This is a genomic window from Skermanella mucosa (assembly GCF_016765655.2).
GTDB lineage: Bacteria > Pseudomonadota > Alphaproteobacteria > Azospirillales > Azospirillaceae > Skermanella > Skermanella mucosa.
Genome location: NZ_CP086109.1, coordinates 145,397 through 171,719, shown reverse-complemented (window position 1 = coordinate 171,719; position 26,323 = coordinate 145,397). Strand labels below are relative to the sequence as shown.

Annotated in this window: 26 protein-coding genes; 17 read left to right on the top strand and 9 right to left on the bottom strand. The window is 67.9% G+C overall.

The features are described from left to right. Positions 1–132 precede the first annotated feature (132 nt). A complete protein-coding gene (locus JL100_RS35660; protein WP_202685047.1) occupies positions 133–1,005 on the bottom strand; it encodes an SDR family oxidoreductase in 873 nt (290 codons plus the stop codon). Positions 1,006–1,145: 140 nt separating this feature from the next. Beyond that, complete coding sequence (locus JL100_RS35655) at positions 1,146–2,360, bottom strand: zinc-dependent alcohol dehydrogenase (protein ID WP_202685046.1); 1,215 nt, start codon at positions 2,358–2,360, stop codon at positions 1,146–1,148. Positions 2,361–2,705: 345 nt separating this feature from the next. Here JL100_RS35655 and JL100_RS35650 point away from each other — a divergent pair, with 345 nt between their 5' ends. Beyond that, on the top strand, positions 2,706–4,505 hold the full coding sequence (locus JL100_RS35650; protein ID WP_202685045.1) for a thiamine pyrophosphate-requiring protein: 1,800 nt from the start codon (positions 2,706–2,708) through the stop codon (positions 4,503–4,505). Positions 4,506–4,722: 217 nt separating this feature from the next. Further along, positions 4,723–5,037: a hypothetical protein gene (locus tag JL100_RS35645; RefSeq protein ID WP_202685044.1), complete on the top strand. Its 315-nt coding sequence runs from the start codon at positions 4,723–4,725 to the stop codon at positions 5,035–5,037. A gap of 171 nt (positions 5,038–5,208) precedes the next feature. Here the strand turns inward: JL100_RS35645 and JL100_RS35640 are convergent, their stop codons facing one another. Beyond that, entirely contained in the window at positions 5,209–5,442 is a 234-nt protein-coding gene (locus tag JL100_RS35640; RefSeq protein WP_202685043.1) for a hypothetical protein, read from the bottom strand. A 160-nt stretch (positions 5,443–5,602) separates the two neighbouring features. Between JL100_RS35640 and JL100_RS35635 the strand changes: the two genes are divergently transcribed. Then, a complete protein-coding gene (locus tag JL100_RS35635) occupies positions 5,603–6,214 on the top strand; it encodes a Uma2 family endonuclease (RefSeq protein ID WP_202685042.1) in 612 nt (203 codons plus the stop codon). 8 nt (positions 6,215–6,222) lie between these two features. Here the strand turns inward: JL100_RS35635 and JL100_RS35630 are convergent, their stop codons facing one another. Further along, positions 6,223–6,645 carry a very short patch repair endonuclease gene (locus JL100_RS35630; RefSeq protein ID WP_202685041.1) on the bottom strand — a complete coding sequence of 141 codons (423 nt, stop codon included), beginning with the start codon at positions 6,643–6,645 and terminating at the stop codon, positions 6,223–6,225. 1,100 nt (positions 6,646–7,745) lie between these two features. Here JL100_RS35630 and JL100_RS35625 point away from each other — a divergent pair. Further along, complete coding sequence (locus JL100_RS35625) at positions 7,746–8,015, top strand: BrnT family toxin (RefSeq protein WP_202685040.1); 270 nt, start codon at positions 7,746–7,748, stop codon at positions 8,013–8,015. A 32-nt stretch (positions 8,016–8,047) separates the two neighbouring features. Continuing rightward, positions 8,048–8,290 (top strand): helix-turn-helix domain-containing protein, encoded by a 243-nt coding sequence (locus JL100_RS35620; RefSeq protein WP_202685039.1) that lies wholly within the window; start codon positions 8,048–8,050, stop codon positions 8,288–8,290. A 279-nt stretch (positions 8,291–8,569) separates the two neighbouring features. Here the strand turns inward: JL100_RS35620 and JL100_RS35615 are convergent, their stop codons facing one another. Further along, positions 8,570–9,934, bottom strand: a complete 1,365-nt coding sequence (locus JL100_RS35615) for an IS701 family transposase (protein ID WP_228420846.1) — start codon at positions 9,932–9,934, stop codon at positions 8,570–8,572. Positions 9,935–9,992: 58 nt separating this feature from the next. Here JL100_RS35615 and JL100_RS35610 point away from each other — a divergent pair, with 58 nt between their 5' ends. The 4 genes from JL100_RS35610 (at position 9,993) to JL100_RS35595 (ending at position 14,433) form a co-directional block, all read left to right on the top strand. Next, positions 9,993–10,274 carry a hypothetical protein gene (locus tag JL100_RS35610; RefSeq protein ID WP_202685820.1) on the top strand — a complete coding sequence of 94 codons (282 nt, stop codon included), beginning with the start codon at positions 9,993–9,995 and terminating at the stop codon, positions 10,272–10,274. 716 nt (positions 10,275–10,990) lie between these two features. Next, on the top strand, positions 10,991–11,305 hold the full coding sequence (locus JL100_RS35605) for a helix-turn-helix domain-containing protein (protein ID WP_202683871.1): 315 nt from the start codon (positions 10,991–10,993) through the stop codon (positions 11,303–11,305). Continuing rightward, the gene (locus JL100_RS35600) at positions 11,302–12,672 is read left to right on the top strand and encodes a type II toxin-antitoxin system HipA family toxin (RefSeq protein WP_202683870.1); all 1,371 of its coding nucleotides are present in this window, start codon (positions 11,302–11,304) and stop codon (positions 12,670–12,672) included. Before JL100_RS35605 ends, JL100_RS35600 begins: the two co-directional genes overlap by 4 nt. Positions 12,673–12,678: 6 nt before the next feature. Further along, entirely contained in the window at positions 12,679–14,433 is a 1,755-nt protein-coding gene (locus tag JL100_RS35595; protein ID WP_202683869.1) for an alpha-glucosidase family protein, read from the top strand. On the opposite strand, the gene JL100_RS35590 is transcribed toward JL100_RS35595, so the two are convergent. Further along, complete coding sequence (locus tag JL100_RS35590; RefSeq protein ID WP_228421843.1) at positions 14,328–15,392, bottom strand: LacI family DNA-binding transcriptional regulator; 1,065 nt, start codon at positions 15,390–15,392, stop codon at positions 14,328–14,330. The genes JL100_RS35595 and JL100_RS35590 overlap by 106 nt on opposite strands. Before the next feature lie 250 nt (positions 15,393–15,642). On the opposite strand from JL100_RS35590, the gene JL100_RS35585 reads away from it, so the two are divergent. The 7 genes from JL100_RS35585 to JL100_RS35555 all read left to right on the top strand — a co-directional run bounded on the left by JL100_RS35585 (position 15,643) and on the right by JL100_RS35555 (position 22,879). Beyond that, positions 15,643–16,629, top strand: a complete 987-nt coding sequence (locus JL100_RS35585; RefSeq protein ID WP_202683867.1) for an ABC transporter substrate-binding protein — start codon at positions 15,643–15,645, stop codon at positions 16,627–16,629. Between the two features lie 112 nt (positions 16,630–16,741). Beyond that, complete coding sequence (locus JL100_RS35580) at positions 16,742–18,274, top strand: sugar ABC transporter ATP-binding protein (RefSeq protein WP_202683883.1); 1,533 nt, start codon at positions 16,742–16,744, stop codon at positions 18,272–18,274. Beyond that, on the top strand, positions 18,267–19,271 hold the full coding sequence (locus tag JL100_RS35575; protein WP_202683866.1) for an ABC transporter permease: 1,005 nt from the start codon (positions 18,267–18,269) through the stop codon (positions 19,269–19,271). Before JL100_RS35580 ends, JL100_RS35575 begins: the two co-directional genes overlap by 8 nt. Next, positions 19,268–20,272, top strand: coding sequence for an ABC transporter permease (locus tag JL100_RS35570; RefSeq protein ID WP_202683865.1), 1,005 nt, complete (start codon positions 19,268–19,270; stop codon positions 20,270–20,272). The genes JL100_RS35575 and JL100_RS35570 overlap by 4 nt, the downstream gene beginning before the upstream one ends. Before the next feature lie 37 nt (positions 20,273–20,309). Continuing rightward, entirely contained in the window at positions 20,310–21,110 is an 801-nt protein-coding gene (locus tag JL100_RS35565; RefSeq protein ID WP_202683864.1) for a phytanoyl-CoA dioxygenase family protein, read from the top strand. A gap of 133 nt (positions 21,111–21,243) precedes the next feature. Continuing rightward, the gene (locus tag JL100_RS35560; RefSeq protein WP_228421832.1) at positions 21,244–22,119 is read left to right on the top strand and encodes a hypothetical protein; all 876 of its coding nucleotides are present in this window, start codon (positions 21,244–21,246) and stop codon (positions 22,117–22,119) included. A 22-nt stretch (positions 22,120–22,141) separates the two neighbouring features. Further along, the gene (locus tag JL100_RS35555; protein WP_407697068.1) at positions 22,142–22,879 is read left to right on the top strand and encodes a metallophosphoesterase family protein; all 738 of its coding nucleotides are present in this window, start codon (positions 22,142–22,144) and stop codon (positions 22,877–22,879) included. A 6-nt stretch (positions 22,880–22,885) separates the two neighbouring features. Here JL100_RS35555 and JL100_RS35550 read toward each other — a convergent pair whose 3' ends face one another. Next, positions 22,886–23,869: a purine-nucleoside phosphorylase gene (locus JL100_RS35550; protein WP_202683880.1), complete on the bottom strand. Its 984-nt coding sequence runs from the start codon at positions 23,867–23,869 to the stop codon at positions 22,886–22,888. Between the two features lie 252 nt (positions 23,870–24,121). On the opposite strand from JL100_RS35550, the gene JL100_RS35545 reads away from it, so the two are divergent. Beyond that, positions 24,122–25,276, top strand: a complete 1,155-nt coding sequence (locus tag JL100_RS35545; RefSeq protein WP_202683863.1) for an SDR family oxidoreductase — start codon at positions 24,122–24,124, stop codon at positions 25,274–25,276. 9 nt (positions 25,277–25,285) lie between these two features. Here the strand turns inward: JL100_RS35545 and JL100_RS35540 are convergent, their stop codons facing one another. Together JL100_RS35540 and JL100_RS35535 are read right to left on the bottom strand one after the other, a co-directional pair. Continuing rightward, positions 25,286–25,603 (bottom strand): cytochrome C oxidase subunit IV family protein, encoded by a 318-nt coding sequence (locus JL100_RS35540; protein WP_202683862.1) that lies wholly within the window; start codon positions 25,601–25,603, stop codon positions 25,286–25,288. A 25-nt stretch (positions 25,604–25,628) separates the two neighbouring features. Next, positions 25,629–26,261, bottom strand: a complete 633-nt coding sequence (locus JL100_RS35535; protein ID WP_228421841.1) for a heme-copper oxidase subunit III family protein — start codon at positions 26,259–26,261, stop codon at positions 25,629–25,631. Positions 26,262–26,323: the final 62 nt, after the last annotated feature.

The window sequence follows — 26,323 nt, the reverse complement described above, 5'->3', positions numbered from 1 at the left end:
ACCGGTGAAGTGATGTACCTGCTGCTGGTGCTTGCCGGCTTTTCCAGCTTCAGCGCCTCGGTTTTCTATGCGATGACCCGGACTAAGGACGCCCCCGGCAAGCACTGACCACCCCCTCCCCGGCCGGCCGGGTCAGAGCATCGGCCGGCCGCCGGTGACCGGGATGACCGCGCCGGTGATGTAGCTGGACTCGGTGGAAGCCAGCATGACGTAGGCCGGCGCCAGTTCCGCCGGCTGTCCGGCGCGGCCGAGCGGCGTGTTCCCGCCGAAGCTCTCGACCTTCTCCTCCGGCATGGTCGAGGGGATCAGCGGCGTCCAGATCGGCCCCGGCGCCACGGCGTTGACCCGGATGCCCTTTTCCGCGACCAGCCCGGCCAGGCCGGCGGTGAAGTTGGCGATCGCCCCCTTGGTGGTGGCATAGGCCAGCAGCGTCGGCGTCGGGTTCTTGGCGTTGATCGAGGTCGTGTTCACGATCGCGCTGCCCGGCTTCATGTTCGGGATCGCCGCCTTGCACAGGTAGAACTGGCTGTAGATGTTGGTCCGGAAGGTGACGTCCCACTCCTCGGCGCTGATGTCCTCGATGCTCTCGAAGGTCGCCTGGTGGGCGGCGTTGTTGACCAGGATGTCCAGCTTGCCGAACTCCTTCATGGCCCTCTGGACCAGCTCCTTGCAGTGGGCCTCCTCCTTGATGTCGCCCGCCACGACGATCGCCTTGCGGCCGGCCTGCTCGACCCAGCGCGCCGTTTCCCGCGCGTCATCGTGCTCGTTGTAGTAGGAGATCAGGACGTCGGCGCCCTCCCGGGCATAGGCGATCGCGACGGCCCGGCCGATGCCGGAATCGGCGCCGGTGATGATGGCCGCGCGGCCGTCCAGCCGGCCGCTGCCCTTGTAGCTTTCCTCGCCATGATCCGGCGTCGGCGTCATCTTGGCGGTCGAGCCCGGCATGTCCTGCTGCTGCTTTGGCTGCGGCGGCTGGGGGGCGTCGTTCTTCGGATCGGTCACCATGCTGGTCTCCACTGAATTCCTGCGGGGTGTGTCGGCCACCCCATGAACCGTCCCCCGCAACAGGAACCGCCATCGGCAGTTCCCGGCGCCAATTCCCGGTGGGGGTTCCCGGCGGGGGAGGTTTCCCGTGGCGGAAGGTGCTAGACGCCGGGCACCAGCTCGACCTTGACCCATCCCGGCTTGCGCTGGTCGAACTCCCGGTAGGCCGTGAGCACGTCGGTCATGGGCTCGACGTTGGTCAGGACGCCGATCGGGTCGATCGCGCCGGACTCCACCATGCCGACCAGCGTGGGGACATATTTGCGATGGTTGCAGTTGCCCATGGTCAGGGTCAGGTTCTTGTTCATCGCCATGCCGATCGGGAAGAACTGGTCGGTCTGCGGATAGACGCCGATGATCGACAGCGTGCCGGCCTTGGCGCAGGCCTGGACCGCCCAGGTGCCGGCCTGCGACGGCGCGTCGCCCGGCTTGAAGACCTTGCCGTCGGTGTTGGTCTCCGGCGCGATCTGCTGCCGCTCCTTCTCGAACTGCCCGGCCTGCTGCTCCGCCTGTTCGGCCGCGGGACCGACCTTGGGCCGCTCGCTGTCCACGCCGACGGCGTCGATCACCCGGTCGGCGCCCGAGCCGCCGGTCAGGCTGCGGATCACCTCGACCGGGTCCTCCTCGTTGTAGTTGACGACCTCGGCCCCCAGGTTGCGCGCCATGTCCAGCCGCGACGGGATGCCGTCGACCGCGATCACGCGGGCCGCGCCGAACTGGTAGGCGCTGAGGATGGCGAACAGTCCCACCGGGCCGCAGCCGAACACCGCGACCACGTCGCCGTCGCGGATCTCCGCGATGTCGGCGCCGAAATAGCCCGTCGGGTAGATGTCGGAAAGCATGATCGCCTGATCGTCGGTGACGTTGTCCGGCAGCCGGACCAGGCCGACATTGGCGTGCGGCACGCGGGCATATTCCGCCTGCAAGCCGTCGAACGGGCCGGTCTGCTTCGGGCCGCCGAAGAAGGACGTTCCGGCCAGCTTGCCGTTGGGATTGGCCTCGTCGCACTGGGCGAAATAGCCGGAGCGGCAGTAATTGCAGGAGCCGCAGCCGATGGTGGAGGGGATGACGACCCGGTCGCCGGGCTTGAAGTTGCGCACCTCTGCGCCGACTTCCCGGACGACGCCGACCCCCTCGTGCCCCAGGATGGTGCCGGGCTGCATTCCCGGCATGGTGCCCCGGATCATGTGGAGATCGGTGCCGCAGATGGCGCTGGCGGTGATCTCGACGATGGCGTCCGTGGGATCCTGGATCTTCGGCTCGGGAACGTCATCCAGTCGAATGTCGCCCACGCCATGGAATACGACGGCTTTCATGCAGAACTCCTAGCGATTTTCGCGGGAACCTCCCGACCCAAACAGGGCCTCGCATCGATCGTTCCGGGAAACCGCAGCCGATCGACTACCCCCCTTCGTGGCGTCCGCCCGCTTCCATTATCCCTCCGCCCCGGCGGGTCCGTCATCATCGTTCCGGATCATGCCCTTCCCTTGCCCGGAGCAAGCAGGGAAAGCACGAGGGCGGCGTGCCCCCCGCGACCCGGGAGAAAGATTCGTCAGGTCCCTGGAAACCCACCCGGCGGGACCCTGTTGACCAGCCATGCCTTGGCGCGGGACTCCCGTCCCGGCAGGAAACGGCAACGGCAACGGAAAAGGTAGGGAACCATGGCCCAGACGGTCGGCGATTTCTTCTGGCAGCGGTTGCACGACTGGGGCGTGCGGCGGGTATTCGGCTACCCGGGCGACGGCATCAACGGACTGCTCGGGGCGCTGAACCGGTTCGGCGAGGGGATCGAGTTCATCCAGGTCCGGCACGAGGAGATGGCGGCCTTCATGGCCTCCGCCCATGCCAAGTTCACCGGCGAGCTGGGCGTCTGCCTGGCGACCTCCGGCCCCGGCGCCTCGCACCTGATCACCGGGCTGTACGACGCCCGGCTGGACCATATGCCGGTCCTTGCGGTGGTCGGCCAGCAGGCCCGCACCGCCGTGGGCTCGCACTACCAGCAGGAGATCGACCTCCAGAGCATGTTCAAGGACGTCGCCGGCGCCTTCGTGCAGCAGGCGATGGTTCCGGCCCAGGTCCGCCACCTGATCGACCGCTCGATCCGCACGGCGCTGGGCGAGCGGCGGGTCACCGCGCTGATCCTGCCCAACGACCTCCAGGAGGAACCCTACGAGGAACCGCCGCGCAAGCACGGCGCGGTGTTCTCCGGCGTCGGGTTCAGCGCGCCGAAGGTGGTGCCCTACGAGGCGGACCTTCAGCGCGCCGCCGACGTGCTGAACGAGGGCCGGCGGGTGGCCATCCTGGTCGGCGCCGGCGCGCTGAACGCGACCGACGAGGTGATCGCTGTCGCCGACCGGCTTGACGCCGGCGCCGCCAAGGCGCTGCTCGGCAAGGCGGCGCTGCCCGACGACCTGCCGTGGGTGACCGGCTCGATCGGCCTGCTGGGCACCAAGCCGAGCTGGGACCTCATGATGGAGTGCGACACGCTCCTGATGATCGGCTCCGGCTTCCCCTATTCGGAGTTCCTGCCCAAGGAGGGCAACGCCCGCGGCGTCCAGATCGACCTGAAGCCCGACATGCTGAGCATCCGCTATCCCATGGAGGTCAACCTGGTCGGCGACAGCGCCGAGACGCTGCGGGCACTGCTGCCCCTGCTGAAGCAGAAGCCGGACCAGGGCTGGCGCAAGGGGATCGAGGAGAACGTCGCCGGCTGGTGGCAGACCCTGGAAGCCCGCGCCATGCACTCCGCCGATCCGGTGAACCCCCAGCGGGTCGCGTGGGAGCTGTCGCCCAGGCTGCCCCCCCGGTCCATCGTCACCAGCGATTCCGGCTCCTGCGCCAACTGGTTCGCCCGCGACATCCGGATGCAACGCGGCATGATGTGCTCGCTGTCCGGCGGCCTCGCCTCCATGGGAGCCGCGGTGCCCTACGCCATCGCCGCCAAGTTCGCCCATCCCGACCGGCCGGTGATCGGACTGGTCGGGGACGGGGCCATGCAGATGAACAACATGGCCGAGCTGATCACCGTCGCCAAATACTGGAAAGGCTGGTCCAATCCCCAGTGGATCATCTGCGTCTTCAACAACGAGGACCTGAACCAGGTGACCTGGGAGCAGCGGGTCCAGGCGGGCGACCCGAAATTCGAGGCGTCGCAGCGGCTGCCCGACGTGCCCTATCACCGCTTCGCCGAGCTGATCGGCCTCAAGGGCATCTTCGTCGACCGGGCCGAGAGGGTCGCGGCCGGCTGGGAGGAGGCGCTGGCCGCCGACCGTCCCGTGGTGCTGGAGTTCAAGACCGACCCGAACGTGCCGCCGCTGCCGCCGCACATCACCTTCGCCCAGGCCAAGGGCCTGACCTCGACCCTGCTGACCGGCGATCCGGAACAGGGCAGCGTCCTGGTCAACACCGCCAAGGAAGTCTTGAGCGGAGTGCTCCCCGGCCACGACAAGCCGAAGCGGTGATGGAACCGGGGCTGCCGATCGGCAGCCCCGCGCCGGCGTTCCTCGCCCAACCCTAAGGTAGAAACGGATTCAGAAATACCCTTTTTAATAATATTTCGTTCGATATTATATCTTATTGCTTGTATCACGCGCGGCGCTTGGGTACCTTGCGCTTCCGCTAACCCATTAGCGCCGATCAGCTCAGCGGTAAAACATTCTTCGAAAAAGGAAAATCGCCATGGCTACATCCGTCAAACTCGAAGTAATCTATTTGCAAGTACTGGACGACGAAGACCAAGAAGAAAGCACTTTGAATCTGACGTTCGTTTCATACAGTGGAGCGCACACCTTCACCCTGGGCGATGATTCCGCCCAATGGAACGTCAACACCACGCAGCAGTGCGACACGACCACCGTGTGCACGATCACGGCGCCCGGCTCCACCGAAACCGTGCAGATAGCTCCGCTGAGCCTCACATGGATCTCGAACACCGCTTCCGACCTGTTCTCGATCGCCGGGGGCGATTACAAGATCACGTTCAGCAGGTCGTGACCCTCCGGGTCCGACCCGGTCATGCCGTGCGGCCAGGGCGGCGACGATGCGGGGCACGGGGACGCTCGCCCGGCATGGGAACCTCCCCGCCGCTCCGGCCATCCCTGGACGGAACCATGGAAGCCCCGGAAAGACGCTGCGCGAGCCTGAGACCGGCCCGCTTGCGCGCCGTCAGTCGTACATCGGACCTCCCACCAGCGATCCGATCAATTGAAGCAGGGCCTGATGCTGCGGTCCGCGCCCTTGCTGGTTGAGGAAAGCCCCGATCCCGATGATCGTGCTGTGCCCGCCCGACGCGGGGTTGGCCTCATGCTGCACGAACACCTCCCCCGTCTCGGCATCCCGGGCCAGAAGCCATCTGTCGCCGTTGGAGCTGTGGTAAAGTTCTCTCCGCTGGGTGGTCATGCGTCCCTCTGTTCAATGTCTGCCGGCATGCATATGGGGATATGGGCGAGGAAGCGTTACCGGATATGGCAGGGCCGCCCCCGAAACGTCGAAACTGCTGCGGGTCGAGGCCAATGGCGCCCTGGACGCCCGCCTGTTATCCTCCGCCCCGGAGGCTCGGATGACGGAACATCCTGCGGAACGCCGCTTTTCCACCATCGAGGAGTTCATCGCCTGGGAGGAACGCCAGCCCGAGCGGTTCGAGTTCCTGGACGGACGGGTATGGCCGCACGATGCCGACCCCGCCGGCATGAAGGGCGGAGCGATCCGGCACAACGATATCGTCTTCAACATCCGCACCGCCCTGACGCCGATTTTCCGCCCACGCGGCTGCCGGATGCAAAGCGAGACCGTGAAGCTTAAGACCGACACCTTCTCCGCCTATCCCGACGTCCTGGTGACCTGCACCCCGGTGACGCCGGACGCCAGCCGCGTTGCCGAAGCGATTCTGCTGGTCGAGGTCGTCTCCGAAGGGACGGAGCACAAGGACCGCGGCCCCAAGCAGCAGAACTACCTCGATACCGCCTTCTGCCAACATTACGTCCTGGTTTCCCAGGACGCGCAGATGGTCGAGGTCTATTCTCGGGCACCCGCCGGATGGATCTACCGGGCCTACCGCGATCCAGACGACAGGATCGAACTGTCCAACGCGGATGCGAAACTCGCGATGGCGGATATCTACCGCGACACCGATGTGCCGCCCTATCGGACCGTCGTCCCCATGGGCTTGTGACGAAGCCGTCAAGATATGCGAGGCGGGCCGAGGAATGAGGCCAATTTCTCCTCGGTCGCAGGTAATGTACGGACCTTGAGCTCGCACTCCCAGATGACGGCTGCGGACCACCCGGCCTCGGTCAGGTCCCGCATGACCTGCGCATCGCGGATGCGATTGCGGGTAATCTTGTCACGCCAGAACGCCGGCAAGGATTCGACGTCGCGCTTTTGGCAACCATGTCCATGCCAAAAGCAGCCATGAACGAAAACGACGCGCTTGCGACGGGAGAAAACGATATCCGGGCGTCCGGGAAGCCGAGGGTCATGCAACCGGAAGCGATAGCCCAAGCCATGAAGAAGCCTTCGCACCCGCAGTTCCGGTTTGGTATTGCGACCGCGAACCTTCGACATCAACGCGCTTCGTTCGGCAGGCGAAAGAAAGTCAACCATGCCATGCTAAATGGGATGGTGAGCGAGTGAATTCACCGGCACCGGCCGGCCGATCATGCCACCGAACTTCCCGCCGTATCGCCGCGCCTTCTGTCGGGCAACCTTGTCAATTCCCCTTGTCCTGTCCTTGATCGGAAGGAGCATTGAAGAAGTCCACGCCGATCCGGAAATCGTAGCTTCCGGCTTCGGTAAGGAACCGGTTGGCATAGTCGGAACGGAGTTGCGCTACTACGAGGAACTCACGTTGTTCAAACCTGGGCTGCCCCTCGTCCGCCAGGACCATATGCCCGGTGAATCGGCCACCGACGATTACACCCTCATTGTCGAGGATCAGGTTGGTCCGGGCTCAGACTCCGGCGCCGGCGACGACGGGTGTTCCCGCCGCCGCAGCGGTCGAAACCACTGCGGCGGCGGAGAACAAAGATTGGCGCAACAGCGCGCCGGTTGTGCTAAACCTGACATCAGCCATCGGTGTGGTCCTTAAGCAGTAGCATCGGTGGTCAGGTCGAGTTGGGGAATTGCCGTTCTCTGGCTCGACCGCCCGGCGGGTACCTGGGCATGGCGACTCTGCGGCGAGAGCGCGTCGCGTGTCAACGCGTATGATCGGTGGTTGCGGTTTTGGCGCGCACATGCTTTTCGTATTTTTGTCGCTATCCGTTTCCCTCGATGCGGGCAGGACAGAGTTCCTTTACAAAGATCCGCTACACTCCCCCGGCGCATCGGCGCGGGATCTTTGCATCGTGAATCAGGAACCAGGACACCATGACAGATGCTGACATCCGCGGCCCTGCCCCACCCCGCTCCGTCAACACGGTCCCACCGGTATAGCACCCCACTCGCACGGGCCGTAATGACACCACCGTCACGAATGTAGACGTTTGCGGCCGTGCGGGGAGGGGGACTCCTCACTCGCTGCCAAGGAAGACAGATATGGACCAGGGCGACGACGGAACTTGATGATTCAAAGGCGCGCAATGCGGGAAAGCTAGCGGCAACCATCAAGGGTCAGGCCGAAATCACTTCTCCCATTCTACTAGCTTCCCTTGCGGGGTATACCGGAATCCGGTACATTAAAGATGCTCAAATGCCGGACTTGATTAATGAACTTCGATCCCGCGAAGAATGCGGCCAACATCGCCAACCATGGGCTGGATCTGTCGTTCGGCGACCGGGTGATGGCCGACGGCCAAGCGCTCCACGCCTTGGATGACAGCATGAACTACGATGAAGAACGCTGGAACGTACTGGGTATGGTCGCTGGCGTAGTGTATCACCTCACATACACGGATCGGGTCGAGGGCTTCCGGTACATTTCGTTGCGTTGCGCAACCAGACGTGAAACGGACCACTACTTCAGGCAAGCGCGATGACGCGCCTCCCAAACCGAGTGGAAGGACCCCCCATGACAGACGAAATGACTGAAGAGATGCTGGCTAGAATGCGTCCGATGCCGATCGCCAAGCGAGCCCGCGCGGTCACCGGTCTGACACAAGCCGCCTTCTGCGAGCGCTACGGGATACCTCTGACTTGCCAGCGCGACTGGGAGCAGGGACGCAGCGTCCCACCGGATGCGTCAGCATCCTATCTGACCGCAATCCTGAACGACCCCGTCGCTGTTGCCGCCGCATTCAACAAGGCCGCCTGATCGTCGGATGGCGATCCGGTCTTCCTTGCATGAGGATGGCGGGCAACCACATGGCGCTGCGCCGGCCTGGATGCGGCTTCTCCGGGGCCGTGCCCGATTGAAGGGCGTATGCCGGCACCTTGCTCGCAGGATATTATTCCTTTACAAATTCCCGCTACACTCCCTCCGGCGTCTCGACGCGGGATCTTTGCATCGTGAATCAGAAAGCAGCGCCGTCATGACCTCGACTTTGGCCATCCTAAATGGGACTACGAGCGGCTTCGGATTGGTTTTGATAGGTCAGGGGGCATAAGCGGCGGCCTGGACGAGCCTGACGTAGACGGTGCGAGGAATTTGGACGGTTTCGCCGGGATCCAGGGCTGTGACGAAATTCAGGTCGGTCCACAGGGCGATGCGTACGGCAGCCAGGGCGTCGGCGAAGGTCGGGGCGGTCTTGGGGTACCAGGCCGCCCGGCGCGGGGTCAGGTCGAGTTGGCCGGCGAAGGCCTGGACATGGAGCGCGACCAGCGAGTACAGGCCGAACAGCACCGGGGTGGTGCGGAACACCGCCTTGTCGGCGTGCTGGCGCTGGGTCTCGACGCCGAGGTGGGCGCGCGCCTCTTCATAGGTGAGTTCCATCAGCCAGCGCCTGGAGAACCAGCCGAGGATGACCAGCGGGTCGGCCGTCAAGTCGGTGCACGCCAACGCGTCGGGGTCGCGCTTGGACCCGGGATAGCGCACCAGGATCCAGCGGACCGCGACCGGCGGCTCCCCCGGGTGGTGCCACAGCGCGGTGCCGGAGATGAACTCCGCCTCCCGCGCGTGGCGACGCCCGGTGCGGACCAGCAGGGCGAAGCGCTGCCAGGGCTCGCCCGCGTCGTGCCGCCGCTTGGCCAGCTTGGTTTGGGCCTTGCCCTTGGTGGCGGGCCGACCGCCCCGGCCGGGCGGGCGCGGGGCCGGGAAGTCGAACAGCCGGGCGTCCAGGCGGAGCCGGGTCACCACGGTCATTGCGCGGCCCAACTCGCGCAGCAGGCCGACCGAGGCGAACTCGCCGTCCATCACCGCGACCATGGCGCGCCCCGGCAGCCAGCGCCGCACCAGGCGCAGCAGGCTGAGCGCCCACGCCGTGACCGGCCGGTATCGCCGGCCCTCGGCCTGGCAGAAGGCTTGGCTCGGCGCCAGCGCGCTGAGCATCGGCAGCGCCCAGACCTTGCGGGCGAACGGCACCTCGGCCAGCAGCATGGCCGAGACCCAGCGCAGGCCGCGGCTGGTGACCTTGCGCCCGCGCGAGGAGCGCACCGGGTCGTAGTAGTGTGCCGCCGGCCGGACCCGGGGACCGCGCCGGCGCTCCAGGGTGTGGTCGAGCCCGACCACCACCGGGCCGAGCGGGGCGAACACGCGCACCAGCGCCCGGGTGAGCCGCCGGGCCAGCGCCAGCCCGGACCACACGTCGCGGCTGAGCACCCGGTGGAAGGTGGCGAAATCGGCCCGTCCGGCCAGGCCGAGCGCGCGTAGCGCGCCGGCCACGGTGCGCGGGCCAAGCGCCAGCAGGGCGCCGACCGCCAGCGCGGCGGCCTGGGGCCGGCAGGTCGGCGAGAACACAGCGAGCGCCGGGGCGAGCCAGCGGCAGAACGCCTCGGGCAGCGGCGGGTCAGGGCGGTCCATGGTCCCCTCCGGGCGGTTGGAGTGTTGGACCCAACAGTCCCGCCCCGCGGAGATCGCCATGGCCGCCAAGACCGACCCCGTGCTCCAGCGCATCCACGCCCACCCCTGGCCGCAAGGTGGCGTCCGCGCCCGGCGCGCCGGTCACGGCTACTCGCTGGTCAGCACCCGCACCGGCGCGCCGGTCGCCCGCCTGTGCCCGACCGGCGAGGACGACGAGGTCGAGGTCCTCTGGTGGCGACGCGACGCCTGGGGACCCGCCGGTCCCTTCGGCGCCATCATGCCCCTTGATGACGCCCTCGACTTCATCGCCGAGGAACCCTTCTTCTGGATCAGGGCCTGATCAAAGTCCCATTTAGGATGGCCAAAGTCGAGATGACATATGCTGACATAAACGGCCCTCCCCCGGCCCCTCATGGTGCGGCGACCCGGAGTCCCGTAGGTCGGCCTTCGCCCGCCAGGGCGAACGCCGACACCCTGCATCGACGCTCCGGCCACGCCGTCGGCGTCGGCCTTCGGCCGAGGCCGACCTACGGCGAACCGACCAGACCGCCGTGCGAAGCCCCCCGGCCGGGCGCGGCACCGGCATCACGCCGTCATGACATATGCTGACATCGGCGGCCTTACCCATGCCACGGCATAGCCGCGCATCGGGGCTCCCGCCGGCCGCGCCGCCGGGTCCGCCCATGCCGGAAGACCATGACGTTTGTTGACGTCCGTGGCCCTGCCCCACCCCGTCGACACGCTCCCCGATCCGCCTCATGATGATCGCACCATCACGAATGCTGACATTCGGGAGATAAACGCCATCCTCCGCGCCGTCGGATCGGACCTGATGAATACAAGTTCGGCAGCCAGCATGTGGTCATGCGGCCGAAAGCCGGAACAGGGTCGCGGCCGGGTAGTGGCCTTTCCAGATGGCTTCCTGATCGCCCCGAGCGGGAAGTTCCGGGTTCCGGACCTGTCCGAGCCGGGCATTTCTTACCGTTCGGGAAGAAACCGCCTTGATCCGGGAGGGATACGGCATCATCTTCCCGTTCGGGAAGAACGGGGATCGTCATGGACTTCATCGACACGCCGGGCCGCTTCGGCAGCCTCGTCCGCTTGCGACGGCAAGCCCTCGGCATGACCCAGCGCGACCTCGCGCTGGCGGTCAATGTCGGCGAGCGGTTCATCGTCGATCTGGAAAGCGGCAAGCCGACGTGCCAGCTCGGCAAAGCCCTCGCCGTCGCCAAGGGCCTCGGCATCCGGCTGACCGACCGGACGGCGGGTCATGGACCCATGGCCGACACTGCCGCCGTTCCGTCCGCCGACACGCTGCCCGGACCCGACGACGCCTACCCGGACCTCCCCGACCTGGGAGACGAGGCGTGAGCACGCTTCCCGTCTACTACGAACATTTCGTCGTCGGCGAGATCACGCTCGCCGGGGAGGGGCCTGCCTTCGCCTACGACCCCCGATGGCCGAAGACGCGGGGGGCGTTCCCGGTATCGCTCAGGATGCCGCTCGGCGGGGAAGCCTTCGGCCCGGACGTCCTGATGCCGTGGCTGGCCAACCTGCTGCCCGAGGAATCCAACCTGCTCGCCGTCGGACGGAACCTCGGCGTCTCGCCGCAGGACGTGATCGGCATCCTGGAGCGGATCGGCGGCGACACGGCGGGGGCGCTGGCCATCGGGCGCCTCCCCCTCGATCGGGCGGTAGCCGGGGAGGCCCCCGGCTACCGCCCGATCGAGGGGGAGGCCGAGTTGGAGCGGATCATCGAGGAGCTGCCGGCGAAGCCCTTCCTGGCGGGCGACGACGGCGTGTCGATGTCGCTGGCCGGCGCGCAGGAGAAGCTGCCCGTCGCCGTCATGGCGGACGGACGGATGGCTGTTCCGCTCAACGGGGCGCCGTCCACCCATATCCTGAAGCCCGACGCCCGCCGAAGGCTATGGGGCAGCGTGCAGAACGAAACCCTCTGCATGACGCTCGCCCACCGCTGCGGACTGAGGACCGCGGCGGTGACGACGGGCAGGGCGGGGGCGCGAAGCTACCTTCTGGTGACCCGCTACGACCGGGTGCAGCGGGACGGGCGCTGGCTGCGCATCCACCAGGAGGACTTCTGCCAGGCGCTGGGCAAGCCGCCCGGGGCGAAGTACGAGCGCAACCGCTCGGGCATCAAGGGGCCTCGGCTGGTGGACATGTTCGGGGTGGTGGACGACCACCTGACGGCGGCCGACCGCATGCGGCTGCTCGACGCGGTGGTCTTCAACGTGCTGATCTGCAACACCGACGCCCATGCCAAGAACTACAGCATCCTGCTCACCGGGCGAGGCGCGTCCCTGGCCCCGCTCTACGACCTGATGTGCGCGGCCGCGTGGGAGAACGTCACGAAGAACCTGTCGCAGACGATCGCCGGCAAGGACCGCGGCGACTACCTGATGGGCCGTCACTGGCAGCGGATGGCCGACCAGTGCGGCTTCAACCGCACGATGCTCCTGCGGCGGATCGAGACGGCCGCGGAACGGGTCCGGCGGGAATTGCCGGAGGCGGTCGGGGCGGTCAGGGCGATGCCGGGCGGGGACCATCCGCTGCTGGGCGAGTTCGCCGCGGCGATCGAGGCCTGTTGCCGAACCGTCGTCCTGAATCTCGCCCATGTCGAGGCGGACGCCCGGGACGAGGAGCCGGAGGAGCCGCCCCCCGCCCTGCCCTTCCAACGCGAGAAAACCTCCGGCCCGCCGGCGGGCGGAGAGAAAGGCTGACGTTTCATGACATCAAGGACGCCCTCCCCCGCCCCGTCCCGGATCGCCGGCAACGACCCGGACTGGTGGCGCGGCGCCGTCATCTACGAGATCTATCCGCGCTCCTTCCAGGATTCCGACGGCGACGGCATCGGCGACCTGCGCGGCATCACCGCCCGCCTGCCCTATGTGGCGGACCTGGGCGTCGATGCCGTCTGGCTGGCGCCGTTCTTCACCTCGCCGCAGAAGGATTTCGGGTACGACATCTCCGACTACTGCAATATCGACCCGGCCTACGGCACCCTGGCCGACTTCGACGCCCTGATCGCGGAGGCGCATCGGCTGGGCCTCAAGGTCATGATCGACCAGGTGCTCAGCCACTCCTCCGACCGCCATCCCTGGTTCGTCGAGAGCCGGTCCAGCCGCGACAGTGCCAAGGCCGACTGGTACGTCTGGGCCGATCCCCGGCCGGACGGCGGCCCGCCCAACAACTGGCTGTCGGTGTTCGGCGGCAGTTCCTGGCAGTGGGATTCGCGCCGGCGCCAATATTACCTGCACAATTTCCTGACGGAGCAGCCCGACCTCAACTTCCACAACGAGGAAGTGGTCGAAGCCCTGCTCAACACGGTCAAGTTCTGGCTCGACCGGGGGGTGGACGGCTTCCGGCTGGACACCACCAACTTCTATTTCCACGACGCCGAGCTGCGGTCCAACCCGCCCGACCCCGACGTGCCCGACCATAAGCGGATCGAGGCGTACCACTGGCAGGACCACCGCTACGACAAGAACCGGCCGGAGGTGCCGGGCTTCCTCCGGCGGCTGCGGGCGCTGCTCGACCTCTATCCCGGCTCGGCCACGGTCGGCGAGATCGGCCAGGGGCCGCGCTCGCTGGAGCTGATGGCGCTCTACACCGGCGGCGGCGACAAGCTGCACATGGCCTACACCTTCGACTTCCTCGGCGCCGCCTTCTCGGCCGGGCATTTCCGCTCCCACGTCGCCCGGTTCGAGGAGGTCGCCGCCGACGGCTGGCCGTGCTGGGCCTTCTCCAACCATGACGTGGTCCGCCATCTCAGCCGCTGGCGCGGGCACGCCAAGGACGACCGCAAGCTAGCATCCCTGGCCGCCGCGATCCTGCTGTCCCTGCGCGGCTCGGTCTGCCTGTACCAGGGCGAGGAGCTGGGCCTGCACGAGGCGGAGCTGGCCTACGAGGACCTGGTGGACCCCTACGGCCTGCGCCTGTGGCCGGAGTTCAAGGGGCGCGACGGCTGCCGCACGCCGATGGTCTGGGACGGCGCCTCGCCGGCCGGCGGCTTCACCGGGGGCAAGCCCTGGCTTCCGGTCTCCGCGGCGCACCTGGCCCGCGCCGTCGATCGCCAGCGGGCCGTCGACACGTCCGTGCTGTCCGAATACCGCCGCCTGCTCCGCTTCCGGCGCGACAACCCGGCGCTGGTCAAGGGCAGCATCACCTTCGTGGAGAACGCCGCCCCGGAGCCCGGCGAAACGCTGGCCTTCGTCCGGCGCCACGGGGACTCGGCGATCCTCTGCCTCTTCAACCTGTCCGCCGAACCGGCGGAGTTCCGCGCCGGCGCCGACCTCCCCGGCGTGATCGGGACCGGCCGGGACCGCATCCCCCTCGAAGGCCACGAAGCCCTCTTCCTGCATATCGGACCCGGAGGTCAGGCGCTCCCGCCGGCCGGCACCGGCGCCGGCCTGACCGCCTCTTCCTCAACCAAAGACCGCACCGAGCCGCGCTCGACCAGCGGGCAGTCCAGCTTGACCTGAAGGAGCCGCGAGGCATGGCCGTGGATCACGTCGGAAATCAGGTGCTCCACCGCCCAGCGGCCCATCTCGTAGTTGGGCAGCAGCACGGTGGTCAGCGGCGGGCGGGTATGCTGGGCCATCTCCTGGTCGTCATAGCCCATCACCGCCACGTCGCGCGGGATCTGCAAGCCCAGGTCCCGCAGCGCCTCCAGGCAGCCCACGGCCATCAGGTCGTTGGCGCAGAAGATCGCGGTCGGCGGCCGGGGCTCCGCCATCAGCGAGCGGGTCTGCTCGTATCCGCTGGTCGGCGCCCAGTCGCCGTCGCGGACCAGCGCCGGGTCGAACGGCAGGTCGGCGGTGGCCAGCGCCTGGCGGTATCCCTTGAAACGGTCGCGCGCCGCGTCCATCCAGGGCTCGCCGTTGATGAAGCCGATCCGGGTATGGCCGGCCTGGATCAGCCGGGCCGTCGCGGTGTGCCCCCCGGTCACCTCCCCCGGCACGACAGACGGGAACGCCCGGTCCGCGGCGTAGCAGTTCAGCAGGACAGCCGGCACGTCCGCCATCACGGCGGGCACGGCGACCTTGCGGGTGAAGATGGTGGAATAGACGATCCCGACCAGCGCCGGGTTGGCGACCAGGGAGCGGATCGTCGCCTCCTCCAGCTCCGCGTTGCCCCGGGTGGTCGAGACGGCCAGGACGCAGCCATGCTCCCAGGCCGCGTCGCGGGCGCCGTCGATGGTCACGGCGGGATGGACGCTGGTCGAGATCTCGTCCACCAGATAGCCGATCAGGTTCCGCGTCACCGGCCCGGTCACCGGCGGCGGTTCCTGGCGGCGCGGCTCGAACTGGTAGCCGATCTGGCGCACCGCCTCCCACACGCGCCGCCGCGTCGCCTCGGAGATGCGGGCGCCGGTCATGTTGTTGAGCACGAGCGAGACGCTCGACTGCGAGACCCCGGCCGCCTTGGCCACGTCGGTCATCGTCGGCCGCCGCCTGTCTTGCCGTTCCGCCACCTTCAGCCCTCCGTCACCCGATGCTTCTGCTGATTATTACCACTCCTGAACAGATTGCAATAATAAGGGTTTATCGGGTTTCCATGGGTGCAGCGCAGCAATCGAACAGCGGTGTTGACTGATAATATTAGCTATGAGAGCATCCGGCCGTACTCCCCAGCCGGGGACGACCAAAGGCGGCATCAAGCCGCCGGACAGGGATCGGAGGAGACGTTCGATGCTCAAGCTAGACAGGCGCGCCCTGACCATGGGCCTGATGCTCATGGCGACGGCGATGGCCGGAACGGCGGCGATGGCGGCCGACGGCCTGCCCCCCATGAAGCAGAAGGACAGCTACAAGGTCGGCTTCGCCCAGACCGAGAGCAACAACCCCTGGCGCATCGCCCAGACCGAGAGCATGCAGTCCGAGGCCAAGAAGCAGGGCTGGCAGCTGGTCTATACCGACGCCGCCGGATCGGCCGCCAAGCAGGTCGCCGACGTGGACAGCATGATCGCCCAGGGCGTCGACCTGATCTTCCTGGCGCCTCGCGAGGAGAAGCCGCTGATCCCCGCCGTGATGAAGGCCAAGCGCGCCGGCATCCCGGTGATCCTGCTGGACCGCCGCGTCGATGACAGCGTCGCCAAGGCGGGCCGCGACTACGTCACCTTCATCGGCTCCGACTTCATCGACCAGGGCCGCCGGGCCGGCGAATGGCTGGTCAAGTCCACCGGCGGCAACGCCAAGATCATCGAACTCCAGGGCACCGTCGGCTCGTCCCCCGCCAACGACCGCCACAAGGGCTTCGCCGACGCGATCGCCAAGGCCCCCGGCATGCAGATCGTCGCGGCGCAGAGCGGCGACTTCGCCCGCGACAAGGGCCGCCAGGTGATGGAAACCCTGCTCCAGGCCCATCCGGAAGCCACGGCCGTCTATGCCCACAACGACGAGATGGCGATGGGCGCCCTCGCGGCGCTCGAAGCGGCGGGCCGCAAGCCGGGCCAGGACATCACCGTCGTCTCGATCGACGGCACCCGCGACGCCCTCCAGGCGATCGTGGACGGCAAGATCGGCGCCGTGGTGGAGAGCAACCCGCGCTTCGGCCCCAACGCCTTCGAGACCGCCAAGCGCTACGCCGCCGGCGAGAAGATCGACACCTGGATCAAGGTGCCGGACAATTTCTACGACAAGTCCAACGCCGCCCAGTCGGTGTCCTCGGCCTACTGACCGGGGCCGGGCGGGACCTTGGCCGGTCCCGCCCCACCCTACCCAGACCGAACCGCCAGATTTTCCGCATTCCGCGAGGCAGACCGTGGCTGACGCAGCGCCCCTTCTGTCGATGCAGGGCATCGACAAGAGCTTCGCCGGCATACCCGCGCTCAGCGCCGCCAACCTCACCGTCGGCCGCGCCGAGGTTCATGCCCTGATCGGCCAGAACGGCGCCGGCAAGTCCACCCTGATCAAGATCCTGACGGGAGCCTACCGGCGCGACGGCGGCACCATCCTGTTCGACGGGGCCGCCATCGATCCCTCCTCGCCGCAGGACGCCCAGCGGACCGGCATCAGCACGATCTACCAGGAGATCAACCTGGTGCCCTACCGTTCCGTCGCCGAGAACGTGTTCCTGGGGCGCGAGCCGCGCCGCTTCGGCCTGATCGACTGGCGCCGCATCCACCGGGAGACCGAAACCCTGCTGGCCCGGTTCGGCATCGACGTGGATGTCCGCCGGCCCCTGGGAAGCTTCAACATCGCGATCCAGCAGATGGTCGCCATCGCCCGCGCCGTGTCGTTCGACGCCAGGCTGGTGGTGATGGACGAGCCGACCTCCTCCCTCGACGACCAGGAGGTGGAGGTGCTGTTCGACGTGATCCGCAACCTGAAGCGGGGCGGCGTGTCGGTCGTGTTCGTCAGCCACCGGCTGGACGAGCTCTACGCGGTCTGCGACCGGGTGACCGTGATGCGCGACGGCCGGACCGTGGCCGAAAGCCCCATGGCCGACCTGGGCAAGCTGGACCTGGTCGCCGCCATGCTGGGCCGCCGGCTTTCCGACGTGGCCGCCGGCGGGACGACCGGCTTCGCCGCGGGCAAGGAGCACCGGGGCCGCGAGCCGGTGGTCGGGGTCGACCGTCTCCGCCAGGGCCGCCGCGTCCAGGATGCCAGCGTCGAGGTCAGGGCCGGCGAGATCGTCGGGCTGGCCGGGCTGCTGGGCTCGGGCCGCACCGAGGTCGCCCGCGTCCTGTTCGGCGCCGACCCGGCGGACGGCGGCGACGTCAGGCTGAACGGGCGGATCACCGGCTTCCGCGGTCCCGGCGACGCGATCCGGGCCGGCATCGGCTTCTGCTCGGAAGACCGCAAGACCGAGGGCATCATCCCCGACATGTCGGTCCGCGAGAACCTGACCCTGGCGCTGCTGCCCGAGATCTCCCGCGCCGGCATCGTGGACACCGCCAAGCAGCGCGAGGTGGTGGACCGCTTCATCAAGCGGCTGGGCGTCAAATGCGCCTCGCCTGAGCAGAAGATCCGGGAGCTGTCGGGCGGCAACCAGCAGAAGGTCCTGCTCGCCCGCTGGATGTGCATGAACCCCAAGGCCCTGCTGCTCGACGAACCGACCCGCGGGATCGACGTCGGCGCCAAGGCCGAGATCCAGGCGCTGATCCAGGAACTGGCCGACCAGGGCCTGGGCGTCCTGATGATCTCCTCCGAGATCGAGGAACTGGTCGAGGGCGCCGACCGCGTCGTGGTGATGCGCGACGGCCGCAACGTCGCCGAACTGCACGGCGACGACATCACCGAGCCGGCCGTCATGCACGCCATGGCCCACGGGCACGGGAGCGGCCACGGGAATGGTGGAAAGCAGGTGTCCCATGGCTGATACCGCGATCCACAGCACCGCCGCCCGGCCGCCCGGCCGCCGGATCGGCGACCTGGCCCGGACCTGGGGGGCGCCGCTGGCGCTGGTGGCGCTGCTGCTGTTCAACGCCGCGGTCACGCCCAACTTCCTGACCTGGCAGACCTTCTTCGTGAACCTGACCCAGGTCGCGACCATCGTGATCGTGGCGACCGGCATGACGCTGGTGATCGCGACCGGCGGGATCGACCTGTCCGTCGGCTCGCTGATGGCGATCGCCGGCGCGCTCGCCCCGCTGATCTTCGGCGGCAGCCTGTTCGGCCCGCTGGACCCGGCGCTGGGCGTGACCCTGGCGATCGCCGTGCCGATCCTGGTGGCCGGCTGCTTCGGGCTGTTCAACGGCTTCCTGGTCACGAGCTTCGGCATCCAGCCGATCATCGCGACCCTGGTGCTGTTCATCGCCGGGCGCGGCATCGCCCAGGTCATGACCAACGGCAACCTGCAGACCTTCTCCAACCCGTCCTTCCAGTGGATCGGGCTGGGCCGGGTGTTCGGCATGCCGGTCCAGGCGGTCCTGATGCTGGTGATCGTGCTGGCCGTCGCCTGGATGCTGCGCGCGACGATCTTCGGCCGCCACGTGCTGGCGACCGGCGGCAACGAGCCGGCGGCGCGGCTGGCCGGCGTTCCGGTCAACCGGGTCAAGCTGGCGGTCTACGCCGTCAGCGGCCTGCTCTCCGGCCTCGCCGGGCTGATCGTGATCGCGATCAACGCCTCGTCCGACGCCAACCTGATCGGGCTGGGCATGGAGCTGGACGCCATCGCGGCGGTGGCGGTCGGCGGAACCCTGCTGACCGGCGGCCGAGCCACGGTGGTCGGAACCCTGCTGGGCGCCCTGATCATACAGCTCGTCCGCTACACCCTGCTCGCCAACGGCGTGCCCGACGCCGCGGCCCTGGTGGTCAAGGCCGCCATCATCCTGCTGGCCGTCTGGCTCCAGCGACAGGGAGGGACCGCCCGATGACCACCGACACCGTTGCGCCGCGCCGGCCGGCGCCCCCCAGCCTCGCCGCCCGCGCGGGGGCCGCCCTCAGCCGCCAGGGCGTGCTGATCGCCTTGGTCCTGCTGATCCTGTTCGGCGCCCTGCGCTACGACAATTTCCTCGGCGAATACAACGTGCTGAGCGTGCTCCGCTACAATTCCATGTTCGCGCTGATCGCGCTCGGCATGTGCTTCGTGATCATGACTGGCGGGATCGACCTCTCGGTCGGCGCGGTCGCCGCGATGGCCAGCGTGGTATCGGCCCTTCTGAGCCCCCAGGGGCTGCTGCCGGCCCTGCTGGGCGGCGTGGCGGCCGGCGCCGCGGTCGGCCTGATCAACGGGCTGGTGATCGCGAAGCTGAGGATCCTGCCCTTCATCACGACGCTCGCCACGCTGCTGGCGGCCCAGGGCACCGGGCTGCTGCTGGCCGGGAACCAGTCGGTCTCGGTCTCCTGGGACGGGCTGTTCGTGGAGCTGGGCCAGGGCGACCTGTTCGGCCTGCCGATCCCGGCGCTGATCGCCGCGGCGGCCTACCTGCTGGGTTCGCTGGCGCTGAACTACACCGGCTTCGGCCGCCACACGCTGGCGGTCGGCGGCAACGAGGAGGCGGCCCGGCTGATGGGCCTGCCGGTCGAGCGGATCACGATAGCGGTCTATACCCTGTCGGGCGCGCTCGCCGGGCTGGCCGGCGTGATCCTGGCGTCCCAGTTCGGCGCCGGACAGCCGACCGAGGGGGCGGGCTGGGAGCTGTTCGCCATCGCCGCCGTCGTGGTCGGCGGAACCCTGCTGACCGGCGGCGTCGGGTCGGTCGGGGCGACCCTGTCGGGCGTCCTGCTGCTCGGCCTGATCTTCAACATCCTGAACTTCGAGAACGGCCGCGGCGTGATCAGCCTGAGCGCCTACTGGCAATCGGTCATCCGCGGCGCCTTCCTGCTGGTCGTGGTCATCCTGCAAAGCAGGCTGACCCGCCGGCAGGCCCCGTGACCATCGCAATCACCACCGTCTTACTGGAGCACGCACCATGACCGGCCGTTACGACTCCGCCACCCTGGACACCCTCGCCGAGAACGCCAAGCGGGACAGCTACGTCGTCCTGAAGGACCATCTGCCGAAGGACACCCTGCGGGCGTGGGCCGAGGCCTTCAACCCGCTGCTCAAGAACCACATGGAGCGGGAGGGGCACCTGCAGAACCGCGGCTCCGGCCGGTTCTACGTCACCCTGCCGTTCGACACCCCGTTCGCCGATCCCGCCATCTTCGAGGACGACGACATCCTCGGCATCGTCGAGCGGCTGGTCGGCCGCGAGCCGGTGATGTGCCAGCTCGCCACCGACACGCCGATCCGCGGGTCCGATTTCCAGGAGATCCACCGGGACACGCCTTCCCTGTTCCCGGAGCTGTCCTACGAGACGCCGATGTACCAGCTTGCGGTGAACTTCCCGCTGTGCGACGTCACCCCGGAGAACGGCCCGATCGAGATCGCCAAGGGCACCCACATGATGCCCCGCGACGAGGCCCTGGCGAAGGTGGACTCCGGCGAGATCCCGCTGGAGCAGGTCTGCATGAAGCTGGGCGACGTGATGATCCGCGACGTCCGCCACCTGCACCGCGGCACGCCCAACACCACCGACACCCCGCGCCCGATGGTGGTGATCGGCTACAGCCGCCGCTGGCTGTTCCGGCCGGAAGTGTCGATCAAGGTGCCGCGCGCCGTCCATGGGCGCCTGTCCGACCGCGCCCGCCACCTGCTGCGCTTCAACCAGGTGGTGGAGAGCCTGGACCAGGTCGAGCAGGGCGAGAAGTACCAGGCCTTCGCGTTCTGACGCCCCGCCCTGGGCGGGAGCCGGCAGGGTCGCCGGCTCCCGCGGCATCGCGGAACTTCCTGCCCCGAAGGCTATTGATCCCTGGAACAGGCGCGTCGCCTGACCAGTCAGGAACCTCGATAGACCCAGGGTGATGGAACAGCCTCCCGCACAGCCCCAACCTTTGCCCCCGCCCGACACGGCGCCGGCGGGCCGGCATCACGGCGGCACTTCCTACGCGGTGCTGACCGGGGAAGCCCTGCCACCGACCGGCGGCGTCGAACAGGAGGAGGCCGACCGGTTCTACACCGACAGCCTGAACATCCTCCGCGACAGCGGCATCCCGTTCCTGGTCGCCGGCACCTTCGCGGTGAACTGCTACACCGGCATCAACCGGGCGACCAAGGACCTGGACATCTTCTGCAAGCCGGGCGATTTCCCGCGCATCCTGCTGCATTTCAAGGACCAGGGGTTCGAGACCGAGATCCACGACGAACGCTGGCTCGCCAAGGTGAAGCGCGGCAAATGCTTCTTCGACGTGATCTTCAGCTCGGCGGTCGCGGTCGTCACCATTACGGACCAGTGGTTCAACGAGAGCCACCCGGCCGAGCTGTACGACGTGCCGGTCCAGCTCACCCCGCCGACCGAGATGATCTGGTCGAAAGCGCTGCTGCAGAACCGCAACCGCTACGACGGCGCCGACATCGCCCACATGATCCTCCGCCAGGGCGACCGGATCGACTGGCACCGGCTGTTGTCGCACATGGAGCAGTACTGGGAAGTGCTGCTGATCCACGTGCTGAACTTCCGCTTCATCTATCCGTCCGAACGCGACCGGGTGCCCCGCTGGTTGCTGGACGAACTGCTCCAGCGCGCCCGGATGCACGCCGACCTGCCGGTTCCCATGACCCGGGTTTGCCGCGGGCGGCTGTTCTCCCCGGAGGATTACCGGGTGGACGTGATGGAGTGGGGCTTCGCCGACCTGGTCGGTGCCGCCATCCCGGCGCCGGGCGAGGGCCGAACCGGATGAGACAGTCGAGGAATAAGAGTCCATGATGGCAGAAGAAGTGCGGACCGGCGAAACCCTCCGCGTCGCCGCGATCGGCGATATCCACGTCTCCGCCACCGCGAAGGGGCATTGGCGCGACCTGTTCGGCGAAATCTCAGGCGTCGCGGACGTGCTCTGCCTGTGCGGCGACCTGACCAACATCGGCACCGCGCAGGAGGCCGAGGCGCTGGCCGGGGAACTGGGTTCCTGCTCCATCCCGATGCTGGCGGTGCTGGGCAACCACGACCACCAGTGCGGAAGCCCCGGGGACGTCGAGCGGGTGCTGTGCGACGCCGGGGTCAAGTTCCTGGAGAACGAGGTCCACGAGATCAAGGGCGTCGGGTTCGCCGGCGTGAAAGGCTTCGGCGGCGGCTTCGACGGCAAGATGCTGGACGCGTTCGGCGAGACCCCGATCAAGGCCTTCGTCCAGGAGGCGGTCGAGCAGTCCATGCGCCTGGAGCATGCGCTGAAGTCGCTGGAGACCCGGCGCTCCGTCGTCGTGCTGCATTACGCGCCCATCGCCGAAACCGTGGCCGGCGAGCCGGAACAGATCTTTCCCTTCCTGGGGTCGTCCCGCCTTGCCGAGACGATCGACCGGTTCGACACGATCCGGGCCGTCTTCCACGGCCACGCCCACCACGGCACCTACCAGGGCAAGACCCGCCGGGGAACGCCCGTCTTCAACGTCGCGGCGCAGATCCCCAAGCCGACCGGCAAGCCCTATGCCCTGATCGAGGTCTGAGACCGGCTACTTCACCGGTTCGGGCACGCCGGCTTGCCACTGGTTCCAGTGGGAGACGATGTGGTCGGCCATGCGGGTCCCGACCAGGGCGATGTTCTCGACCGTCTCGGCGAAGCCGCCCGCGGTCTGGCCCGGCGCCGGGTCGAGATGCTGGAGAGTGGTTTCGTTGGGGTTGCCCTGGTCGTAATTGACCGCGCCGCGCAGGCTCATCACGCGCTCGTCCCCTTGAAGGCGCTTGATCACCAGCGTGATCGCGGCGGCCTCCATCTCGGTGATCACGTAATCGTCGGCGCCGTAGAGCTTGGCGATGTACTGCGCCTGCTCCGACATGCCGGGGCCGTGGAAGAAGGTGTCGCCGGTCATGTGGGTCCCGGTGCCGACGAACGGCGCGCGCCGGGCGGTTTCCTGGGGGTAGCGCAGGCGATAGGCGCGGGCGGATTCCGAATCCTTCAGGGGCGTATCGGCGGTCAGGCGCATCGCCCACTGCACCAGGTCGGGATTCAGCTTGAACAGCCGCAGCGCCTCGTAGCCCTTGCGCGGCATGAAGGTCGGAGCGCCCGGCTCGCCCTCCTCCGGCGCCCAGCGATGGCCGAGGTCGTAGTCCACCAGCCAGGTGGCCCAGTTCACCGCGCCGATGGTCCCCCGCGACGGCGGCGTGCCGGCCACGCCCGACAGGATGAAATAGGACTGGGACAGGTCCAGCTGCGGGCTGAGCAGGATGGCCTGCATCGACGCGGAGGAACTGACCTTGCCCATCCCGAGGACCGAACCGCAGACCCCATCGGCATTGCAATGGACCGGGTTGAGGGCTCCCCTGACGGCGATCGGCCGGCTGTCCTTCCAGTAGCGCTCGTACCAGTGCTGGAACTCCCCCGCCCTGTCGCCGGTGTTTTGGCCGATCTCGAACATCGCCGCGACGAACACCTTGACCTTCACGGGCTCCTCCGCCCGCAGGGGCGACGACGGTCCGGCTGTCATCAGGCCCGCCATGAGCAGGGTGGAAAGGGCGATGCCCAGGCGCAGGGCTCGGTGTCGCATTTCGTACTCCTTGAATGTGGAAATAGCCGGGGATCGGCGTCCCCGGCCGGTCCGGCATGATTTCCCGATATGCGGCCCAAGACAAGGACGGTCCTTTCCCGCTCGATCCTTTGCCGGTTCGCATGGAAACTTTTTCCGCCCCGTTCGTGATTGGCGGCCGCGGCCTCTGTTAGGGCGCAGGTACGTAAAGAGAGGACAAGCGCCATGCCGGAGCACCTGAACAATGCCGTGGTCGTGATCACGGGAGCTTCCAGCGGGATCGGCCGCGCCGCCGCCCATGCCTTCGCCCGGCGCGGCGCCCGGGTGGTCGTGGCGGCACGGCGGGAGCACCTGCTGCGAGAGGTGGTCGGCGAATGCGAAAGGCTTGGCGCGGAGGCGCTCGCCGTGCCGACCGACGTGACCGACGCGGACGCCGTGGAGCGGCTTGCCAATGCGGCGGAGGACCGGTTCGGACGGATCGACGTCTGGATCAACAATGCGGGGGTGACGGCGCTGGGCCGTTTCGACGATGTGCCGCCCGACGTCTTCCGCCAAGTGATCGAGACCAACCTGTTCGGCTACGCGAACGGGGCGGCGACCGCGCTGCGCCGGTTCCACCGCCGCCGGGCGGGCGTGCTGATCAACAACGCCTCCATGAACGCCTATGTGGCCGAACCCTTCGCGAGCGCCTATGTCGCCAGCAAGTTCGCCATCCGCGGCCTGGCGGACTGCCTGCGCGAGGAGTGGCTGGACGAGCCCGGCATCCGGATCTGCACCGTGCTGCCGGCGGTCATCGACACGCCGCTGTTCCAGCACGCGGCCAATTACGAGGGACGCGCCCCGCGGGCCATGCCGCCGGTCTACGCCCCGGAACGGGTCGCCGAAAGCTTCGTCGAGCTGGCGGAACGGCCGCGGCGGGAAATGTTCGTCGGCAACAGCGGCCGCATGCTCGCCCTTCAGCACGCCGTGGCGCCCGGCATGACTGAGCGGATGATGGCCCGCATGGTCGACCGGATGCACTTCCACCAGGACCGGCTGGCTGTGGTGACCCGCGGCAACTTGTTCGAGCCCATGGCCGAAGGGAGCCGGGTCGATGGCGGCTGGCGCTCCTCGTCCCCACGCGGAACGGGCGGTTCCCTGGCGTGGGGCCTCGGCGGCCTGGCGCTCGGCATCGGCGCCGCCGTGCTGGCCTCCTCGGCCGTGCGGTCGAGCGCCCGCCGGCACGCCACCGCCGAACGCCGGAGTCCCAACCCGGTGCGGCCGGCCGGTCCCGAAGCGATGCGCGACCGGGACTGGCGCCCCTGGGACAAGGTGGACGAGGCGTCGGACGAATCCTTCCCGGCCAGCGATCCGCCGTCCTATTACCCGATCCGGGTATAGTCCCGGGGCTCAGGAGCCGATCGACAGGACCCGCGTCAGCAGGACGTAGTCCGACTCCAGGGCCATCAGCGCCACCAGCACCAGCAGCACGAGGGGAGGCACCAGGACGACGCAGCGCAGCGCCAGCCTCTCCCATTGCAGGTGCATGAACACCGCGACGATCAGTCCGGCCTTCAGCAGCATGAAAACGATGATCAACGTCCAGCGCAGATAGCCTTGGAGCTGGAAAAAATCCACAAGATAGGATAATGTGCTTAGGACGAACAGGAGTCCCCATACCTTGAGATAGGTCCCGACCGGATGTTGCTGACCCTCGACGTGGCTCATGGCGTTCCTCCCACCCCGATTCCTTTCACCACAGATAGAAGAAGGCGAAGATGAACACCCAGACCAGATCGACGAAGTGCCAGTAAAGGCCGGCGATCTCGACGTTCTGGTAATTGCCCCGGCGCTCGTAGTCGCCGCGCCGGACCTTCAGCGCGACGATGGTCAGATAGATCACCCCGGCCGTGACGTGCAGGCCGTGGAACCCGGTGATCATGAAGAAGGTCGATCCGAACTGCGTGGCGCCGAACGGGTTGCTCCAGGGCCGGACGCCCTCGGCGATCAGCTTGGACCATTCGAAGGCCTGCATGCCGACGAAGGCCGCGCCCAGCGCCGCGGTCGCCAGCATCAGGGCCGCCGTCCGGGCGCGGTCGCGGCGGTAGGCGAAATTGACCGCCATCGCCATGGTGCCGCTGCTGCTGATCAGCACGAAGGTCATGATGGCGATCAGGATCAAGGGTATGTGCACGCCGGCGATGGTCAGGGCGAAGACCTCGCTGGCGTTGGGCCACGGCTCCGTGGTCGACATGCGCACCGACATGTAGGACGTCAGGAAGCAGCCGAAGACGAAGGTGTCGCTGAGCAGGAAGAACCACATCATGGCCTTGCCCCAGGGGACGTCCCTGAAGGCCTTCCGGTCGGCGGACAGGTCGTCGACCATTCCCTGCCAGCCCACGCCTTCCCCGACGGTGCCCGACCCGGGAGCCGCCCCGGGAGCCGCCG

Excerpts from the sequence above, each read along its gene's own strand:
- JL100_RS35660 (WP_202685047.1), bottom strand. The coding sequence starts at position 1,005 with ATGGTGACCGATCCGAAGAACGACGCCCCCCAGCCGCCGCAGCCAAAG.
- JL100_RS35655 (WP_202685046.1), bottom strand. The coding sequence starts at position 2,360 with ATGAAAGCCGTCGTATTCCATGGCGTGGGCGACATTCGACTGGATGAC.
- JL100_RS35650 (WP_202685045.1), top strand. The coding sequence starts at position 2,706 with ATGGCCCAGACGGTCGGCGATTTCTTCTGGCAGCGGTTGCACGACTGG.
- JL100_RS35645 (WP_202685044.1), top strand. The coding sequence starts at position 4,723 with ATGGCTACATCCGTCAAACTCGAAGTAATCTATTTGCAAGTACTGGAC.
- JL100_RS35640 (WP_202685043.1), bottom strand. The coding sequence starts at position 5,442 with ATGACCACCCAGCGGAGAGAACTTTACCACAGCTCCAACGGCGACAGA.
- JL100_RS35635 (WP_202685042.1), top strand. The coding sequence starts at position 5,603 with ATGACGGAACATCCTGCGGAACGCCGCTTTTCCACCATCGAGGAGTTC.
- JL100_RS35630 (WP_202685041.1), bottom strand. The coding sequence starts at position 6,645 with ATGGTTGACTTTCTTTCGCCTGCCGAACGAAGCGCGTTGATGTCGAAG.
- JL100_RS35625 (WP_202685040.1), top strand. The coding sequence starts at position 7,746 with ATGAACTTCGATCCCGCGAAGAATGCGGCCAACATCGCCAACCATGGG.
- JL100_RS35620 (WP_202685039.1), top strand. The coding sequence starts at position 8,048 with ATGACAGACGAAATGACTGAAGAGATGCTGGCTAGAATGCGTCCGATG.
- JL100_RS35615 (WP_228420846.1), bottom strand. The coding sequence starts at position 9,934 with ATGGACCGCCCTGACCCGCCGCTGCCCGAGGCGTTCTGCCGCTGGCTC.
- JL100_RS35610 (WP_202685820.1), top strand. The coding sequence starts at position 9,993 with ATGGCCGCCAAGACCGACCCCGTGCTCCAGCGCATCCACGCCCACCCC.
- JL100_RS35605 (WP_202683871.1), top strand. The coding sequence starts at position 10,991 with ATGGACTTCATCGACACGCCGGGCCGCTTCGGCAGCCTCGTCCGCTTG.
- JL100_RS35595 (WP_202683869.1), top strand. The coding sequence starts at position 12,679 with ATGACATCAAGGACGCCCTCCCCCGCCCCGTCCCGGATCGCCGGCAAC.
- JL100_RS35590 (WP_228421843.1), bottom strand. The coding sequence starts at position 15,392 with ATGACCGACGTGGCCAAGGCGGCCGGGGTCTCGCAGTCGAGCGTCTCG.
- JL100_RS35585 (WP_202683867.1), top strand. The coding sequence starts at position 15,643 with ATGCTCAAGCTAGACAGGCGCGCCCTGACCATGGGCCTGATGCTCATG.
- JL100_RS35580 (WP_202683883.1), top strand. The coding sequence starts at position 16,742 with ATGCAGGGCATCGACAAGAGCTTCGCCGGCATACCCGCGCTCAGCGCC.
- JL100_RS35575 (WP_202683866.1), top strand. The coding sequence starts at position 18,267 with ATGGCTGATACCGCGATCCACAGCACCGCCGCCCGGCCGCCCGGCCGC.
- JL100_RS35570 (WP_202683865.1), top strand. The coding sequence starts at position 19,268 with ATGACCACCGACACCGTTGCGCCGCGCCGGCCGGCGCCCCCCAGCCTC.
- JL100_RS35565 (WP_202683864.1), top strand. The coding sequence starts at position 20,310 with ATGACCGGCCGTTACGACTCCGCCACCCTGGACACCCTCGCCGAGAAC.
- JL100_RS35560 (WP_228421832.1), top strand. The coding sequence starts at position 21,244 with ATGGAACAGCCTCCCGCACAGCCCCAACCTTTGCCCCCGCCCGACACG.
- JL100_RS35555 (WP_407697068.1), top strand. The coding sequence starts at position 22,142 with ATGATGGCAGAAGAAGTGCGGACCGGCGAAACCCTCCGCGTCGCCGCG.
- JL100_RS35550 (WP_202683880.1), bottom strand. The coding sequence starts at position 23,869 with ATGGCGGGCCTGATGACAGCCGGACCGTCGTCGCCCCTGCGGGCGGAG.
- JL100_RS35545 (WP_202683863.1), top strand. The coding sequence starts at position 24,122 with ATGCCGGAGCACCTGAACAATGCCGTGGTCGTGATCACGGGAGCTTCC.
- JL100_RS35540 (WP_202683862.1), bottom strand. The coding sequence starts at position 25,603 with ATGAGCCACGTCGAGGGTCAGCAACATCCGGTCGGGACCTATCTCAAG.
- JL100_RS35535 (WP_228421841.1), bottom strand. The coding sequence starts at position 26,261 with ATGGTCGACGACCTGTCCGCCGACCGGAAGGCCTTCAGGGACGTCCCC.